Genomic DNA, 15,032 nt, shown 5'->3' with positions numbered 1-15,032 from the left:
CGGGCGAGAGAGGTGGGATATGAACTTCGTAGCGCGAGGTGATCCGTGTGGGAGATGAACGTGCCACCAGCCAGGAAGACGATTCCGATTCCGGCGCAGAGGACGAAGGCGACGCTAGCGCGGACGACGGTTTTAGTGAGGAACGCACCGACGGGGGCGTACAGTCGTACACCGTCCGCCTCGAACTGGTCGACGAACCGGGCGAACTGCTCCGAACTCTCGAACCGATCGCCGAAAACGGCGGAAACCTCCTCTCTATTTTCCACGAACGCGGCAATCTAACACCACGGGGACACGTCCCGGTCGAGGTCGACATCGAGTGTCCGCCGGACCGGTTCGAAGACATCGTCGACGCTCTGCGAGACGCCGGCGTCAACGTCATCCAGGCCGGGGCCGAGCGCTACAGCGAGGAGGTGTCCGTCCTCCTGGCCGGACACATCATCGACACTGACCTCTCAGACTCGCTGAACCGTATCGAGAAGTGTTCCGGGGCGTCCGTCGTCGACTTCTCACTGACATCGCCGGAGGGGACCGACGACGTCACCTCGGCTCGTCTCCGACTCGCGGTCGAATCCGGCCGCACCGACGACGCGCTGTCGACCGTCCGAAGCATCGCGGGCGAGAAGGACCTGAGTGTGGTCGAACCGCTCACCGAGGGGGGTCCGGCATGAACCTCGCAGTGCTCGGGGCGGGGTCCGTCGGCCGTTCCGTCGTCGAACTCGCCGGTGAGTACGGTCACACGGTGACTGCCATCGCCGACTCCGGGGGCGCGACGGTCGCTCCCGACGGCGTCGACGCCGAGAGGATACTCGACCGAAAGGACGAGACGGGAACTGTCGGCGACGGCGACCCCGACGAGGTCCTGTCCGCGGAGTACGACGTTCTCGTCGAGGCGACGCCGACGACGCTCGGCGACGCCGAACCCGGCTTCAGTCACGTTCGGGCCGCGCTCGAACGCGACCGCGACGTGGTACTCGCGAACAAAGGGCCGGTCGCTGAGCGATACGGCGACCTGCGCGGGCTCGAACGGAAGAGCGCGGGCGACGTACTGTTCGAGGCGACCGTCGGCGGCGCTATTCCCGTCCTTTCGACTATCTCCGACTTCGGCCCGTCGCAGGTGACCGCGGCGCGCGGCGTGCTCAACGGCACCGCGAACTTCATCCTCACGCGGATGGCCACCGAGGGCCTGGACTACGAACACGTTCTCGCGGAGGCCCAGGACCTTGGCGTCGCGGAGGCGGACCCCACCTTCGACGTCGACGGGACGGACGCGGCGCTGAAATGCGTCATCCTCGCGAACGTTCTCTCCGACGACGCCACGGAGTACTCGCTCGACGACGCCGACGTCGAGGGTATCCAGAGCGTGCCCGGGAGCGCGCTCGAACTGGCCGCCGAGGACGGGCGAACCGTCCGTCTCATCGGCGAGGCGACCGCCGCCGGCGTCCGCGTCGCCCCTCGTCTCGTTCCCGAGAACGGTACTCTCGCGGTCACGGGTACGCGCAACATCGTCCAGTTAGAGACGCGTCACGCGGGTCGACTGAACGTCAGCGGGCGCGGTGCGGGTGGTCCCGAGACGGCGACTGCCGTCCTCGCCGATGTCGGTCGTCTCGAACGGTGACCCTGTCGCCTGTTTCGGCCTGACCAAACTCGCTGGGTAGTCCGGCGGATCCGCTCACCGACTGTCAGCCGACGGCGTACGCCCGCACTACCGCGACTATGCCCGTGTGACGAGTCACCAAACCGCCGGACGGAAACGGGATGGGGGGCGTACCGTATCGAAATGGTTTTAACTGCTTCCGCCGAAAGACTCCGATATAGCGCCTCTGCGCGTGAGATACCAATGAGCGAAGACAAACCCCACCAGAACCTAGCCATCATCGGTCACGTTGACCACGGCAAGAGCACGCTTGTGGGCCGACTCCTGTACGAGACAGGATCGGTACCGGAGCACGTAATCGAACAGCACAAAGAAGAAGCGGAGCAGAAGGGCAAGGGCGGCTTCGAGTTCGCCTACGTCATGGACAACCTCGCCGAGGAGCGCGAGCGTGGTGTCACCATCGACATCGCCCACCAGGAGTTCGACACCGACGATTACTACTTCACCATCGTCGACTGTCCGGGCCACCGCGACTTCGTCAAGAACATGATCACGGGCGCGTCCCAGGCTGACAACGCTGTCCTCGTCGTCGCAGCTGACGACGGTGTCGCGCCCCAGACCCAGGAGCACGTGTTCCTGGCCCGCACGCTCGGCATCAACGAACTGATCGTCGGCGTCAACAAGATGGACCTCGTCGACTACAACGAGTCCGACTACAATCAGGTCGTCTCCGAGGTCGAAGACCTGTTCCAGCAGGTCCAGTTCAACACCGAGGACGCCAGCTTCATCCCGATCTCCGCCTTCGAGGGCGACAACATCGCCGAAGAGAGCGAGAACACGGACTGGTACGACGGCGATATCCTCCTCGATGCCCTGAACAGCCTCGAAGAGCCGGAGCCGCCGACGGACGCGCCGCTCCGCCTCCCGATCCAGGACGTCTACACCATCGACGGCATCGGTACGGTCCCGGTCGGCCGCGTCGAGACGGGTATGCTCAACGTGGGCAACAACGTCTCCTTCCAGCCCAGCGACGAGGGCGGCGAGGTCAAGACCATCGAGATGCACCACGAAGAGGTGCCCGAAGCCGGTCCCGGTGACAACGTCGGATTCAACGTCCGCGGCATCGGCAAGGACGACATCCGCCGCGGTGACGTCTGTGGCCCCGCCGACGACCCGCCGTCGGTCGCCGAGACGTTCCAGGCCCAGGTCATCGTCATGCAGCACCCGAGCGTCATCACGGCCGGTTACACCCCGGTCTTCCACGCTCACACCGCACAGGTCGCCTGTACCATCGAATCCATCGACAAGAAGATGGACCCGTCCAGCGGTGAGGTCGCCGAGGAGAACCCGGACTTCATCCAGAGCGGCGACGCAGCCATCGTCACGATTCGCCCGCAAAAGCCGCTCAGCATCGAGTCTTCCCAGGAGATTCCGGAGCTCGGCAGCTTCGCCATCCGCGACATGGGTCAGACCATCGCGGCCGGCAAGGTCCTGAGCGTCAACGAGAGCTAAGATGCAACAGGCACGCGTCCGCCTCGCGGGCACCAGCCCCGAGGACCTGGACAACATCACCGACGACGTTCGGGAGATCGCGAACAAGACCGGTGTTTCGATGTCCGGTCCGATCCCGCTCCCGACGAAGACGCTGGAGATTCCCACCCGGAAGTCCCCCGACGGTGAAGGGACGGCGACGTGGGAGCACTGGGAGATGCGCGTCCACAAGCGTCTGATCGACCTCGACGCGGACGAGCGCGCGCTCCGCCAGCTCATGCGCATTCAGGTGCCGAACGACGTCAGTATCGAGATCGTTCTCGAAGACTAACGGCACCGCTTTTGCGGCGGACCCGCCGTCGACGCGGTCACGACGGGTACCTCTCGTCACTCTCGCGCGCAGGCCGGGCCAGTTGCGTCGCTCACAATTTTATATCGCCGGGTAGTCAGGCAACAGTATGCGGACTCCACTGGCGGACAGTCCAACCGTGGACACGTTACTCATCTTCGCCGCAGTGTTTCTGGCACAACAGTTGATGGGCCTCCTGATTCCGTACGCAGTCGGCCTGTTCGCGCTCGCGCCCCCGCTTTCCGTCCGGCCCTGGACCATCGTCACCAGCGTGTACGCCCACAGCGACGTCTCTCATCTGCTCGCCAACAGCATCACTTTGCTGTTCGTCGGCATCCCCGTCGAACGCTCGACCACGCCGTTCCGGTTCCACGTGTTTTTCATCGCCACAGGAGCGACCGCCGGCATCGTCCAGGTCCTGCTCAAGAGCCTCATCGCGGAACCGATCCCGGTACTCGGTGCTAGCGGTGCCGTGTTCGCGCTCCTTGGCTACGTTCTCACCGGGAACCGCCTTGCCAGCGGTTTCTTCTCCCGCTTCGACCTGAGCCCCCCCGTCCAACTACTCGGATTCGCCGTCCTCGCGGCCGTCGTCACCGTCGCTACGGGCGCGCCGGACGTCGCGCTCATCGCGCATTTCACTGGCTTCCTGCTCGGTCTCGTCGCCGGACGGATAGGCGTTCTCGACGCCAGCCCGCGAGCCAGCGTCCGTCCCGAAAACACAACCTACAAATAACCGCACCGGGTTACGTTCTGGTAGCGGGCTCGTAGATCAGTGGTAGATCGACACCTTCGCAAGGTGTAGGCCCCGGGTTCAAATCCCGGCGAGTCCATCACGAATTTCTGTCATGTCGAGTTCTCCTCTGAGCGACCGCTCTGGGTGATTAATGCGGACGATCTCGCTATCAACAAAACTGAGCTAATACTCCTCTCAGGGAGAGTGATAGAGAAGATACGTGAAGCGGCACTGTGCGATTTGAGGAATCGGATGACTGCAGCTTACTGATCACTCAACTGTGTCACAACGGGGCACTCGGCATTCAACAAGATCTGTTGAGTAGTGTTTCCAAACACCGCCTTTCCGGTCGGCGACCGCCGTCGCCCGCTGATAACGAGAAACCGCGGTTCAATCGAGGCCGTTTCGGCCAATATCTTATCAGTAACATTACCGACGCGCCCTCGCGCTTCGAACCGCTCCACATCGACAGTATCGGCAGTTTCCTCGACGAATTCTCTGACAAATCGTTCCGCACTGTCCTCTTCTTGCGTGAGCGAGTAGTCCTGGAACTCTGGAATACTTTGTATGGATCGGCGGTGCTCATCGAAATCTTCCTGCGGGACGACGTGCAAAGCGACGAGGGTATCATCGTACGTCGCTGCGAGATCGGATGCGACTTTGGCGACAATTCTGGACCGCTCGTTCTCATCGATCGCAGCAAGTATTGTCATACATTCTCAATCAAGCTGAAACTACAAGTAGATTTGTTCATATATAATATATTTTCCATTTCTCTGACGGCCTTATTCCGGTTTGTTGGCCACCCGGTCTATTCGGAAGATACAGTCAACGTGCGTATCGTCGTCGACAAACTCACCAGCGGCAAAAACCCAGGTTCGAAGGGCTACTTGGTCAAGTGCTTCCACCGCGTCCATCGCAGTGAACTCCGTGACACTGACCTCGTCAGTCTCGAACTGACCCGACTCGATAGTTCCATCGTACTCGCGTTGCCCAAAGGCACGGCGGCGATCTTCGCGACGTTCGTCATTCGTGAACTGAATCCCGGATCGAAATCATCGCTGGAGCGAACGAGCACGAGAATGGGTCGAAGCTGTCTCGCGCCGGCGCTGACTACGTCTGTCGCTCGCGGCAGTCAGCGGACGAATGCTCGCGTCGGTCGTTCGCGACGAGGAGATCCTCTCCCCGGGGACGCAACTGAACTCGTCCGGACGACGGTTCCGGGTGCCGTTGGCGAATCGCTCGCCGAGGCGGACATCCGTAACAGGACTATATGTACCGTAGTCGCCGCCGAACGCAACGGTAGCGTTGTCACCAATCCTGGAGCGTCGTTCGTGATCGAATATGGGGACGAACTCGTGGTGGCCGGGACCGACGAAAACATCAGTCGGTTCCATAGGCGGTTCGCGTCGTGACCCGCCACGAGGCGCTCGATCGGCTCCACCTGTCGAACGCGGCGACCCATTGGTCGTCGGTTTCGGGTCCGCCCTTCGTCTCAGGAATGTTTCCTCGCCTCGGTAGCAAGGGTCCGTCTTCCACCGTCGCCACCGTGCGGCGGACGACCACTGTCGATATGTGCGAGCGGATGCAAGGTGCCCTATGGCGCCATCGCACGTCCTCGTCCCGCTTGACGGGTCGCCGCTGGCGGACGAGGCATTCGGGCAGGCGCTCGAACTCTTCGATTGTCAGGTGACTGTCCTGAACGTGGTGACACCGATCGACGCGGCGATGAGTGAGGGAGGGATTCTCGCACCCGGCGAGGATCGTCGCGAGAACGCACGTGACCGGGCCGACCGCGTCGTCGAACGGGCGAGAGCACAGGCTACCGAGGCCGACCGAACGATCGAGACAGCGGTGGTCACGGGTGACCCAGCCGAGGCGATCCTGGGATACGTCGCCGCCAACGACGTCGACCACGTCGTGATGGGAGGGCATGGCGGGGAGCGGAGCGATATCTCTCGTCGGTTGCTCGGAACCGTGGCGACGAGCGTCGTCGGCGAGGCTCCCGTGTCCGTGACTGTCGTCCGTTGACCCGGTTCTCTTCACCCGCCGAGCACCGCGGCGAAGGCCCTGTATAGCACGAACCCGACCACAGTAGAGACGGCGAGCGTAATGAGCCAAAACGCGAGGGTCACGCCGATTTTCCGGCGGGAGACGCCTGCCGAACCGCCGGCGAGCCCGCCGCCGATAACGCCGGAGATGATGATGTTGTTGAACGAGATAGGGATCCCCAGCGCGATGGCAAGTTGTGCGATGATGAACCCGGGAACCAGCGCGGCGATGGAGCGCCTGACCCCCAACTGCGCGTACTCGCGGGAGGTCGCTTGAAGCAACTTGGGCGCGCCCATCCACGCGCCCCCGAGGATACCGGTTGCGCCGAGCGCCAGTAGGACGATGCCGGGCAGCCCGAGCTCGGCCCCATACAGGTTCTCGAGCGGGCCGGTCGCCAACCCGACCTGACTGCCGCCACTGGAGAAGGCGACGACGCTCCCGAGGGCGATGAGGAACGTCCGGATGCCGTCCTCAACCGACGCCTGGGTCCGTCGGCGGATGAACCGGAACCCCGCCGCGGCGACCGCAAGCGTCACGAGCACCGCCAGGGGGTCGACCCCAACGACTGTCGGTGTATCGACCTGTCGCGCGATGAACCCCGCGACGGAACTCTGAGTTGCGTCGGCCGGCGAGGGGATGACCCCCAGTTGGACGTTGGCGACGATGCCGCCGACGACCGCCGCAAGCAACGGCACGCCGACGGTCTCCGGGATGTCGTCGCGTCGGAGGAGAGTGGCGGTGAGATAGGCGAGCCCGCCCGAAACGGGAGGGACGAGCGTCCAGAAGAGTGCGATGCGGCGGTAGGTGTCGATAGCAGGGTTGCCACCGAGCGACACCCCGACGCCGACCATCGCTCCGGTAGTCGCGAACGCCGCCGGGACCGGATAGCCGGTGTAGATGCCGAAGGCCATGAACCCGGTCGCAGTCAGCAGCCCCGCCGTCGCCGCCAGCGACGTGATCTGGACGCCGTTGATAAGCCCTGCTCCGACCGTCTCGGAGATCGCCCCGCCCTGGGTGAGTGCGCCGAGCGCGGCGAGGATACCGATGAGAAAGGCCGCCTGCATCGTCGAGATAGCGTTGGCACCGATCGCCGGGGCGAACGGCGGCGAGTTGCTGTTAGCACCGAGCGCCCACGCCGTGGCGAGGCTAGTGAGTGTGGCCAGCACGACGAGCGCCCAGAAGACGGCTCCCGCCATGCTCAGAGCCCTCCATGGTCGGGAGGACGATCCATGTCTGTCATTTCGGGAAAGTCGGGGATAAACGTTCGTCCGATGGGTCCGACAGTAGAGACGCACCGTTTCCCGGAACGCTTTCACGGACTCCGGGTCCCACTCTTTCGAAGTGGATTTCGGTACGTGGAGATACGGTTACAGGAGGAGAGCGAAGAGAAGATACGATCCCACGACCGAAAGCGTCGGCGTGAGGATCCAGAGGATGACGATTCGACTTGTCGCTGCCGGGTCGAACAGACTCTCGGCGGTCAGTTCCTCAATGTCCTCTTCGCCGATCGGTGGGACAGATGGGGCGTCGTCGCGCTGATCCGCCGGGTCCGGGGCCTCTCCGGACGCGAGTTCGCCCACAGTCGGCCCTCCTGGTTTGTCATCCTCGGCCGAGGAGGTAGCGAGGGCGCGAGTAGTGAGATTCGGCCCTGGTTCGGTCTTGGACGGCGGCGCGGCCAGTTCCGTGAGTGTGACGGCGCGACTCGCCCGTCCCCAGCCGAGACCGATGATACAGCAGGTCGTGCTCACCGCGAGGCTCGCCGGAATGCCGTAGTACGAGAGGATGGTGATGATCGTCGCACCCACGGTTGAGACGATGAGCGCTGCCAGAATGGGGAGGTCCGTGATGTCGTCACCGACCGTCGCGAGGGTGCGCCTGGCGATAGTGAATCCGCCGAGGCTGATGGCGGCGACGGCGAGTAGCACACCTTGGTCGACAGTCACTGATCCGTTGCCGACGAGCGGGGCGACCGCGTTCGCAGCGTTCGAGGCCCCCGCGCTGAAGCCCATGTAACAGGCGATGCCGAGCACCAGCGCCGATCCGACGAGGTCACGCGGAGACGCGTTCCTGTTGATCCGGACGCGGGGGAACCGTCCAGAGCGGTCGACCTGGATCAACTGCCGTTCGAGGCGCGTAAACGACAGTCGAGCTTCGAGTTGTGGATAGACGTACCGTCCGATGATTGCACCGATAGTGAGTCCAATGAGCGGGGCGATGATCCACGCGGAGACGATCGTGAACATCAACGCCTCGTTGAGCGAGTCCGTTGCGAGCCCGAGCCCCACGATCGCCCCCACAGCCGTCATCGAGGTCGAGGCGGGGACGCCGTAGAGGTTCGAGACCAGCAGCGAGAGGCCGGTGAAAAACAGGACCCCGACGCCGGCCACTGGGGTGAACTGTGCGGCCGGCACGATTCCCTCGCTCATCGTCACGATGACGTTGCGGCCGACGGTCCACGCCCCCAGAAACGCGAACACGCTGAAGAGTGCTGCCGCGGTCACTTTTCTGACTAGCTTGCTCCCGACGGCCGGTCCGAAAGCGACGCCGGTCGACGACCCGCCGATGTTGAACCCGACGAACGCGGCAACGAGGAGACCGACGATGACCAGCAGAGAGACCATGAAGTTAGCCACACTGTTTCGGTTCCAGACACAATGGCCTATTCATTCGTATTCGGTGCTGTGGAGTGTTACTCTGCCCGTCCAACTCCGAACTAGCTTTCAAAGCGATCGCGATACGACTTGAATCGAGACGTATCCCCGTGATTTAGCCGTAGTGTCATTTCCCCGGTGAGTCCATTCCTTCGCCCCCTATCGGTTCAACAGCCGGCGGACCGTATTTAACCGACAGTTGGGAGACGCGAGAGTTCGTCATGGTTCGTGACGGAGTCCGCCTCTGACCTGCGCTTCGCGGGGTTCGAATTACGGGGATAGGTGGATCACTCGGCGTGTCGCTCGCGGCCGGACTCCATGCCGGACCGCATGAACGCTGCGAGGATCCGTCCGATGCTGGAGTCGCCGGTCCACACCGCTTCCTCACCGACCGGTTCGTCTTCCGTTTCGGCGGCGAGTAACACGGTGCGGTCGTCGATCATCAGCGCACGTCCGGCGAAGTCGGCGGGGTTGTCCTCGGACATAACGAAGACGTTCACGGGGCCGGACGCGAACTGACCGTCAAGTGAGTGGTCTGCGGTGACGACGGTGACGTCGACGTCGTCGCCGGCGGCCTCACGAAGCGCATCCGTGATGTCCGGCGTCATCGACTCGGCCGTCGGCGAGACGAAGACGACGGTGTGGTCGGCAGACCGAACCAGCGCGGCGATGCGGTCGTCGATCGGTTGCCGACCGCGGAGCACCGAGACGTCCCGTCCCTCGCCGTGGTCGGCCTCTGTTGCACGGAGTGATTCGAGGCGGTCGAACGCCCGCGCTGTCTCTCGTTCGAGGCGTTCGGTGAGGAGTTCGCGCGCCGTCGAGAGTGCAACCGGCCGGTACGCTTTCGGCGACGCTTCGACGACTTCGACGAGTCCCTGTTCGGCGAGGCTGTCGGCCGCTCCGTACACCTGCGACCGCGGGACCTCTGATAGCTGACTCACTTCCTGTGCGGTGCCACTCCCCAGTTTCTGGAGAGCGACGAACACCTGCGCCTCGTAGTTAGACAGCCCTAGCGTCCGCAACGCGTCGGTCGCCTCGCGCTCACTCATTAGTGTTCCTCAGGGGACGTTTACCTCGATTTCCGTTGAGTCCTGCGATGCCGGTCGAACCCGCCCGACCCGTTGTCGATAAATATTGTAGAAATCTACAAACACTTAATAATGGTGCGGAGAGATACACACGACTAACTAGTGATCACAGGTGAGCGAAAACGACTCTCAAACGCGGCGGACGTTCGGGCGACCACCGTGGCGTAAAACAGAGGTCTGAGTATGGCGGGGGATCTCTCGCAGTGGTACGCGGACACGATAACGACGTACAGCAAGTCCGTCATCATCGGCGTGTTGGTGGTGACGGGTGTGGTTGCGGCGGGGGCGGCGTTCGGCGGCGCGGGCGAGGAGGACATCGGCGGGTTCGACGTCGACGCGGAGGAGACGGACGCTCAGGAGTACGTCCGGAGCAACTACGGGGGCGACGACGGCGTCGCCGCGCAACTGGTCGTCCGAAACGAGAGCGGCGACGTACTCACTCGCGACTCGTTGCTGGCGGGACTGCGACTCCAGCAGGACATCAGGGCGAACGGGACACTTAACGAGACGCTATCCGAGCGGGGGTTCATTGGCATCGAAAACGTCGTCGCGACGGCGGCCGTCTACGAGGACCGCGGCGATAGTGACAGTCAGTCGTCGAACACCGGCGGGAACGGATCGGCGACGAGCGGGAACGGCACCAGGACAGCGACGGCGGACGGCGGCCAGCCGCCGACTGCCGCGCCGTCGCTGGCGACACAGATAGACGCGCTCGAATCCCGGGACGAGAAAGCAGTCGAGCAGTTGCTGGCGGAGGTCCTTGACCCGGAGAGTGACGCGCTCGGAGAACAGGACCCCTACGAATTCCTGCCTCGGAGCTACGAGCCGGGAGAGACGGACGCCGAGGCACGGCTCACGCTCATCGCACAGACAGACGACAGCGGAGAGAATGAAGACCCCCAGGCGGCCTACGATGCGCAGGTGGTCATCGACAGCATGGTTCAGGACCGGTTCGACGACGCGTTCGTGTTCGGACAGGGCGTCCGCGACGATGCTTCCTCACGAGCGACGGGCGACAGCTTCGCGATCATCACGCCGTTCGCGCTCGTCCTCATCGTGCTGGTCCTCGCGATCACCTACCGTGACCTACTGGATATCCTGCTGGCGTTTGCGGGCATCGGTGTCGTGCTGGTGTGGCTTCAGGGGATCATGGGCTGGCTCGCTATCCCGATGAACGTCATTCTCATCGCGGTCCCGTTCCTGCTCATCGGGCTGAGCATCGACTACGCGCTGCACGTCGTCATGCGCTACCGCGAGGCTCGGGAGGGCGAACTCGGTGTCGATGAAGAAGCCGACGACGGGGCTCGGAGCCGGGGCATCCGTGCTGCGATGGCGATCGGGTTCGGGAGCGTCGTGCTGGCACTCGCCGCGGCAACCGTCTCGACGGCCGTCGGGTTCGCCTCGAACGTCGTCAGTCCGTTGCCGGCCATCCGCGATTTCGCGGTCCTCAGCGCGGGTGGGATCTTCGCAACGTTCGTCGCCTTCGGCGTGTTCCTGCCGGCGTTGAAGATCGAAGTCGACGGGTTCATCGAAAACCGGATCGGCTGGAATCGGCGGAAGAGCGCCTTCGGGGTCGAGAGCGGACGAGCGAACGCTGTTCTCGACCGACTTGCTGCCCTCTCCTTGCGGGCGCCGATCGCTATCGTTGTCGTCGCGGTCTTGCTGGCGTCGACGGGCGCGTACGGTGCGACGACCATCGACACGGAGTTCAACCAGGCCGACTTCCTCCCGCAGGACGCGCCCGAGTGGGCGCAGTACCTCCCGGGACCGCTGGCACCCGACAGCTACACTATCGCCGATGACTTCGAATATCTCAGCGACAACTTCCAGCTACGGGGTGACGACGGGCAGTCACAGGTACTGATACGCGGCAATGTAACCGACCCCGCCGTGCTGACGGCACTCGACAACGCGAGCGAGGGCGTCGCGGACGGGAGTTCGATTCAGGTCAGGCCCGACGGGAGGACGGCCGTCGAGGGACCCCATACGGCGATCCGGGATGTCGCGGCAGACAACGAGACGGTCGCGGCGATAGTCGACGAGAACGACAGGGACGGCGACAGACTGCCGGAGGATAACGTCTCGGCGGTGTACGCGGCGCTGTTCGACGCCGACCGGGAGACGGCCCAGCAGGTCCTCAGCCGCGACGACAGCGGGACCGTCACCTCGGCACGGCTGCTGGTGTCTATACGGGGTGACGAATCGGCACAGACCATCGCGGCGGACACTCGAACGTACGCCGACCGGATCGAAGCCGATGCGTCCGGTATCACCGCGGTGGCTACGGGCGGGACAGTCACGACGGCCGTGATCCAGGACGCTCTGCTGGAGACGCTCGTCGAGGCGTTCGCGGTGACGCTGGTCGTGATTCTGGTGTTCCTGACCGCCCTGTTCTGGGCGCGCTACCGGTCGCTATCGCTCGGTGCGCTGGTACTCGTGCCGGTCGTCGTCTCGCTGGCGTGGTTGCTCGGCGCGATGTCGGTACTCGGCATCGCGTTCAACAGTGAGACGGCGGTGATCACAAGTCTCGCGATCGGACTCGGTGTCGACTACAGCATCCACGCCGGCGAACGGTTCGTCGACGAGCGGGAGAAACACGATACGCTCGATGCGGCCGTCCGGAGTACGCTCACCGGTACCGGCGGGACGCTACTGGCGAGCGCTGCGACGACGGCGGCCGCATTCGGCGTCCTCGCCTTCGCGCTCTCGCCGCCGCTGCAGCGGTTCGGTCTCGTGACCGGGCTGGCCATCCTTTTTGCCTTCGCTGCTGTCGTCACTATGCTTCCCAGCCTACTGGTCCTCCGAGAGCGGGCCCGCTCACGCTGGCAGTCCCGGCAGTGATAGCACTGGACGGACGCCACTCACACTGACGACGCTTGGGCGTCGGTCCTTGGGTCGGTGACTCTACTCCTCGGCGAGTTCGACGTCCGCGATCTCGAACCTCGCTCCGCCTTCGTCGCTTTCGGTCACGCTGCTCACCCAGCCGTGGGCCTTGGCGATCTCTCCGACGATCGAGAGGCCGAACCCGATGCCTTCGTCCGATGTCGAGTACCCGCTCTCGAACACCTTCTCGCGTTCGTCCTCGGGGATCCCTGGGCCGTCGTCTGCGACGTAGAAGCCGGTGTCGCCGTCGAGATCGCCGATCGTAACGACCACGCTCTCGCCGCCGTGGTCTACGGCATCGTCGGCCGCTGGCCGACTGCTGGCTGAACTGTGTTCAACGGCGTTTCGCACGAGGTTCTCCAGGAGTTGCTGGAGTCGGCTACGGTCGGCCCGGATCGTCCGGTCGGTGTCGGTGACGAGCGTCGCCCCGGGCGTTTCGACGTTCCGCCAGCAGGTTTCGCTAAGCGCCGCGAGATCGACCGCTTCCGTCTCACTTACCCGCTCGCCTTCCCGTGCGAGCGCCAGGATGTCGTCGACCAGCGCACTCATCCGGTCCAGCGCCTGCGCCAGGTCGTCCAAATGTTCGCTTTCGCACTCCGTCCGAGCCAACTCGAGTCGTCCCTCGGCCACGTTCAACGGGTTCCGGAGGTCGTGGCTGACGATGCTTGCGAACCTCTCCAGCCGTTCGTTCTGCTGTTTGAGCCGGTCCTGCGTCTTCTGGCGAGTGAGTTCGTAACTCACCCACTGGGTTATCAGGTCGACAACTGTGATTTCCCATTCGGAGAACTCGTCGGCTGGTCTCTCGTCGGCGAAACACAGCGTCCCGTACACGTCCCCTGCGGCGGTCACCGGCGTCCCGATGTAACAGGCGGCCTCCAGAAACTCGGCCCGGTCGCTCGACTCCGGCCTCTCTTGTTCGAGATCCTCGATGACGACCGTCTCCTCGTTCCGCACCGTCCGTTCGCAAACCGTTTCGGAGAGCGACATCGAATGGCCGGGGTCCGGCGCTCCTGGGGGCCCTCGTATCGCCTCGATAACGTAGTTGTCGCCGTCGATGCGCGAGAAGGTCCCGTACGCCATACCGAGCGCGTCGCGACCGATCGAGAGCAACTCGTCGACCTGTTCGGTAAACGACCGGTCCGCGTCAGCGGTTACCTCCTGTATCTTCTTGAGGACGTGCTCGCGTTCTCTCTGCTCGGTAATATCACGGCCGGTCGCGACGATCGCCGTGACGCGACCGTCGGTATCGGTCACCGGATACACCATCCCGTCCATCACGACTCTTTCGCCGTCCGGTCCGTAGTGGTCGGCGTCGAATCGGATGACCTCGCCGTCGGCGGCGCGGTCGATCCGCTCCTGAATATCGGTCTGTAGCTCCGTCGAGTGATCCCACCACGACGTCTCCCAGAACGGCTCTCCGACGATCTCGCCGACCGGAACGTCGATGAAGTCTCGTGCCGGTTCGTTGGCCCGCCTGACCCGGCCGTCGGGATCTAGGATCCCAACGAACGAGACCGGGTTGTTGAAGACGGCCTCGAACTGCCGTTTCTGGCGTTTCAGATCGAGTTCGCGTTCCCGGCGCGCGGAGATATCACGCCCGGGACCCACGAGGCCGATGCGATCCCCGGCGGAATCAGTCGGGCGTGGGCCGGCGGATCTGTACGGGGCGCGGTCGCCGTCCGCGGAAAGTGATTCTGCTTCGACGGTCGTTTCATCCGTCGTCAACGACCGCTTCGAGTGATACGCCTCGACGGCGTTCGAGATCTGATTGCCGAGTAGTTCGTACTGTTGCGTGCCGGACTGCTTCTGGAGATAGTCGGTAACGCCCGCTGAGATCGCATCGCTGGCAACTTCCTCGTTGCCTTTGCCCGTGAACAGAATGAACGGCAGATCCGGGTACTCGTCGCGGACGGCTTCGAGAAACTCGATACCGTTCGTCACCGGCATCTCGTAGTCGCTAACGATGCAATCGGTTTCCTCGGTGAGTCGGTCCAGTCCGTCGGTCGCGCTCGTCGCCGTTTCGACGGTAAACCGGTCGTCCTCGCGTTCGAGAAAGGTCGCTGTTAGGTCTGCAAACTTCGGATCGTCGTCAACGTGGAGGATCCGAATTGAGCCACTCATCACACTAGTGTTCAAGCGCGATCACAAAACCATTGTGACAGCTCGAACTGCCGGCGTTGCATCTACG

At 63.7% G+C, this 15,032-nt stretch carries 13 protein-coding genes and 1 tRNA gene; 9 read left to right on the top strand and 5 right to left on the bottom strand.

Annotated features, from left to right (window positions below; all coding sequences use genetic code 11):
• Positions 1-47 precede the first annotated feature (47 nt).
• From EYW42_RS03600 to EYW42_RS03575, 6 genes are all read left to right on the top strand, one after another.
• Positions 48-671 (top strand): amino acid-binding protein, encoded by a 624-nt coding sequence (locus tag EYW42_RS03600; protein ID WP_135533882.1) that lies wholly within the window; start codon positions 48-50, stop codon positions 669-671.
• Positions 668-1,618, top strand: a complete 951-nt coding sequence (locus EYW42_RS03595; RefSeq protein ID WP_135533881.1) for a homoserine dehydrogenase — start codon at positions 668-670, stop codon at positions 1,616-1,618. Before EYW42_RS03600 ends, EYW42_RS03595 begins: the two co-directional genes overlap by 4 nt.
• Before the next feature lie 222 nt (positions 1,619-1,840).
• A complete protein-coding gene (tuf, locus tag EYW42_RS03590; RefSeq protein ID WP_135533880.1) occupies positions 1,841-3,109 on the top strand; it encodes a translation elongation factor EF-1 subunit alpha in 1,269 nt (422 codons plus the stop codon).
• 1 nt (position 3,110) lies between these two features.
• Positions 3,111-3,419, top strand: coding sequence for a 30S ribosomal protein S10 (rpsJ, locus tag EYW42_RS03585; RefSeq protein WP_135533879.1), 309 nt, complete (start codon positions 3,111-3,113; stop codon positions 3,417-3,419).
• 127 nt (positions 3,420-3,546) lie between these two features.
• Positions 3,547-4,170: a rhomboid family intramembrane serine protease gene (locus tag EYW42_RS03580; RefSeq protein ID WP_135533878.1), complete on the top strand. Its 624-nt coding sequence runs from the start codon at positions 3,547-3,549 to the stop codon at positions 4,168-4,170.
• Between the two features lie 25 nt (positions 4,171-4,195).
• Positions 4,196-4,267: transfer RNA gene (locus tag EYW42_RS03575), tRNA-Ala, on the top strand.
• 166 nt (positions 4,268-4,433) lie between these two features.
• Here EYW42_RS03575 and EYW42_RS03570 read toward each other — a convergent pair.
• A complete protein-coding gene (locus EYW42_RS03570) occupies positions 4,434-4,883 on the bottom strand; it encodes a universal stress protein (protein WP_135533877.1) in 450 nt (149 codons plus the stop codon).
• Positions 4,884-5,003: 120 nt separating this feature from the next.
• On the opposite strand from EYW42_RS03570, the gene EYW42_RS03565 reads away from it, so the two are divergent.
• The gene (locus EYW42_RS03565) at positions 5,004-5,585 is read left to right on the top strand and encodes a cation:proton antiporter regulatory subunit (RefSeq protein ID WP_202613794.1); all 582 of its coding nucleotides are present in this window, start codon (positions 5,004-5,006) and stop codon (positions 5,583-5,585) included.
• A gap of 184 nt (positions 5,586-5,769) precedes the next feature.
• On the top strand, positions 5,770-6,201 hold the full coding sequence (locus tag EYW42_RS03560) for a universal stress protein (RefSeq protein ID WP_135533876.1): 432 nt from the start codon (positions 5,770-5,772) through the stop codon (positions 6,199-6,201).
• Between the two features lie 11 nt (positions 6,202-6,212).
• On the opposite strand, the gene EYW42_RS03555 is transcribed toward EYW42_RS03560, so the two are convergent.
• From EYW42_RS03555 to EYW42_RS03545, 3 genes are all read right to left on the bottom strand, one after another.
• Positions 6,213-7,418: an inorganic phosphate transporter gene (locus EYW42_RS03555; protein ID WP_135533875.1), complete on the bottom strand. Its 1,206-nt coding sequence runs from the start codon at positions 7,416-7,418 to the stop codon at positions 6,213-6,215.
• Between the two features lie 171 nt (positions 7,419-7,589).
• On the bottom strand, positions 7,590-8,843 hold the full coding sequence (locus EYW42_RS03550) for an inorganic phosphate transporter (RefSeq protein WP_135533874.1): 1,254 nt from the start codon (positions 8,841-8,843) through the stop codon (positions 7,590-7,592).
• 317 nt (positions 8,844-9,160) lie between these two features.
• Positions 9,161-9,922 carry a TrmB family transcriptional regulator gene (locus EYW42_RS03545; protein ID WP_135533873.1) on the bottom strand — a complete coding sequence of 254 codons (762 nt, stop codon included), beginning with the start codon at positions 9,920-9,922 and terminating at the stop codon, positions 9,161-9,163.
• Positions 9,923-10,144: 222 nt separating this feature from the next.
• On the opposite strand from EYW42_RS03545, the gene EYW42_RS03540 reads away from it, so the two are divergent.
• A complete protein-coding gene (locus EYW42_RS03540; RefSeq protein ID WP_135533872.1) occupies positions 10,145-12,802 on the top strand; it encodes an efflux RND transporter permease subunit in 2,658 nt (885 codons plus the stop codon).
• A 63-nt stretch (positions 12,803-12,865) separates the two neighbouring features.
• Here EYW42_RS03540 and EYW42_RS03535 read toward each other — a convergent pair whose 3' ends face one another.
• On the bottom strand, positions 12,866-14,965 hold the full coding sequence (locus tag EYW42_RS03535) for a hybrid sensor histidine kinase/response regulator (protein WP_135533871.1): 2,100 nt from the start codon (positions 14,963-14,965) through the stop codon (positions 12,866-12,868).
• Positions 14,966-15,032 lie beyond the last annotated feature (67 nt).

This window comes from Halostella pelagica, from assembly GCF_004762015.1.
In the GTDB taxonomy this organism is placed as follows: domain Archaea; phylum Halobacteriota; class Halobacteria; order Halobacteriales; family Natronoarchaeaceae; genus Halostella; species Halostella pelagica.
Note: the sequence above shows the minus strand (reverse complement) of the source record. Positions and strands in the feature narration are given on the sequence as shown.

Excerpts from the sequence above, each read along its gene's own strand:
- EYW42_RS03545 (WP_135533873.1), bottom strand. The coding sequence starts at position 9,922 with ATGAGTGAGCGCGAGGCGACCGACGCGTTGCGGACGCTAGGGCTGTCT.
- EYW42_RS03595 (WP_135533881.1), top strand. The coding sequence starts at position 668 with ATGAACCTCGCAGTGCTCGGGGCGGGGTCCGTCGGCCGTTCCGTCGTC.
- EYW42_RS03550 (WP_135533874.1), bottom strand. The coding sequence starts at position 8,843 with ATGGTCTCTCTGCTGGTCATCGTCGGTCTCCTCGTTGCCGCGTTCGTC.
- rpsJ (WP_135533879.1), top strand. The coding sequence starts at position 3,111 with ATGCAACAGGCACGCGTCCGCCTCGCGGGCACCAGCCCCGAGGACCTG.
- EYW42_RS03540 (WP_135533872.1), top strand. The coding sequence starts at position 10,145 with ATGGCGGGGGATCTCTCGCAGTGGTACGCGGACACGATAACGACGTAC.
- EYW42_RS03555 (WP_135533875.1), bottom strand. The coding sequence starts at position 7,418 with ATGGCGGGAGCCGTCTTCTGGGCGCTCGTCGTGCTGGCCACACTCACT.
- EYW42_RS03570 (WP_135533877.1), bottom strand. The coding sequence starts at position 4,883 with ATGACAATACTTGCTGCGATCGATGAGAACGAGCGGTCCAGAATTGTC.
- EYW42_RS03560 (WP_135533876.1), top strand. The coding sequence starts at position 5,770 with ATGGCGCCATCGCACGTCCTCGTCCCGCTTGACGGGTCGCCGCTGGCG.
- tuf (WP_135533880.1), top strand. The coding sequence starts at position 1,841 with ATGAGCGAAGACAAACCCCACCAGAACCTAGCCATCATCGGTCACGTT.
- EYW42_RS03535 (WP_135533871.1), bottom strand. The coding sequence starts at position 14,965 with ATGAGTGGCTCAATTCGGATCCTCCACGTTGACGACGATCCGAAGTTT.
- EYW42_RS03580 (WP_135533878.1), top strand. The coding sequence starts at position 3,547 with ATGCGGACTCCACTGGCGGACAGTCCAACCGTGGACACGTTACTCATC.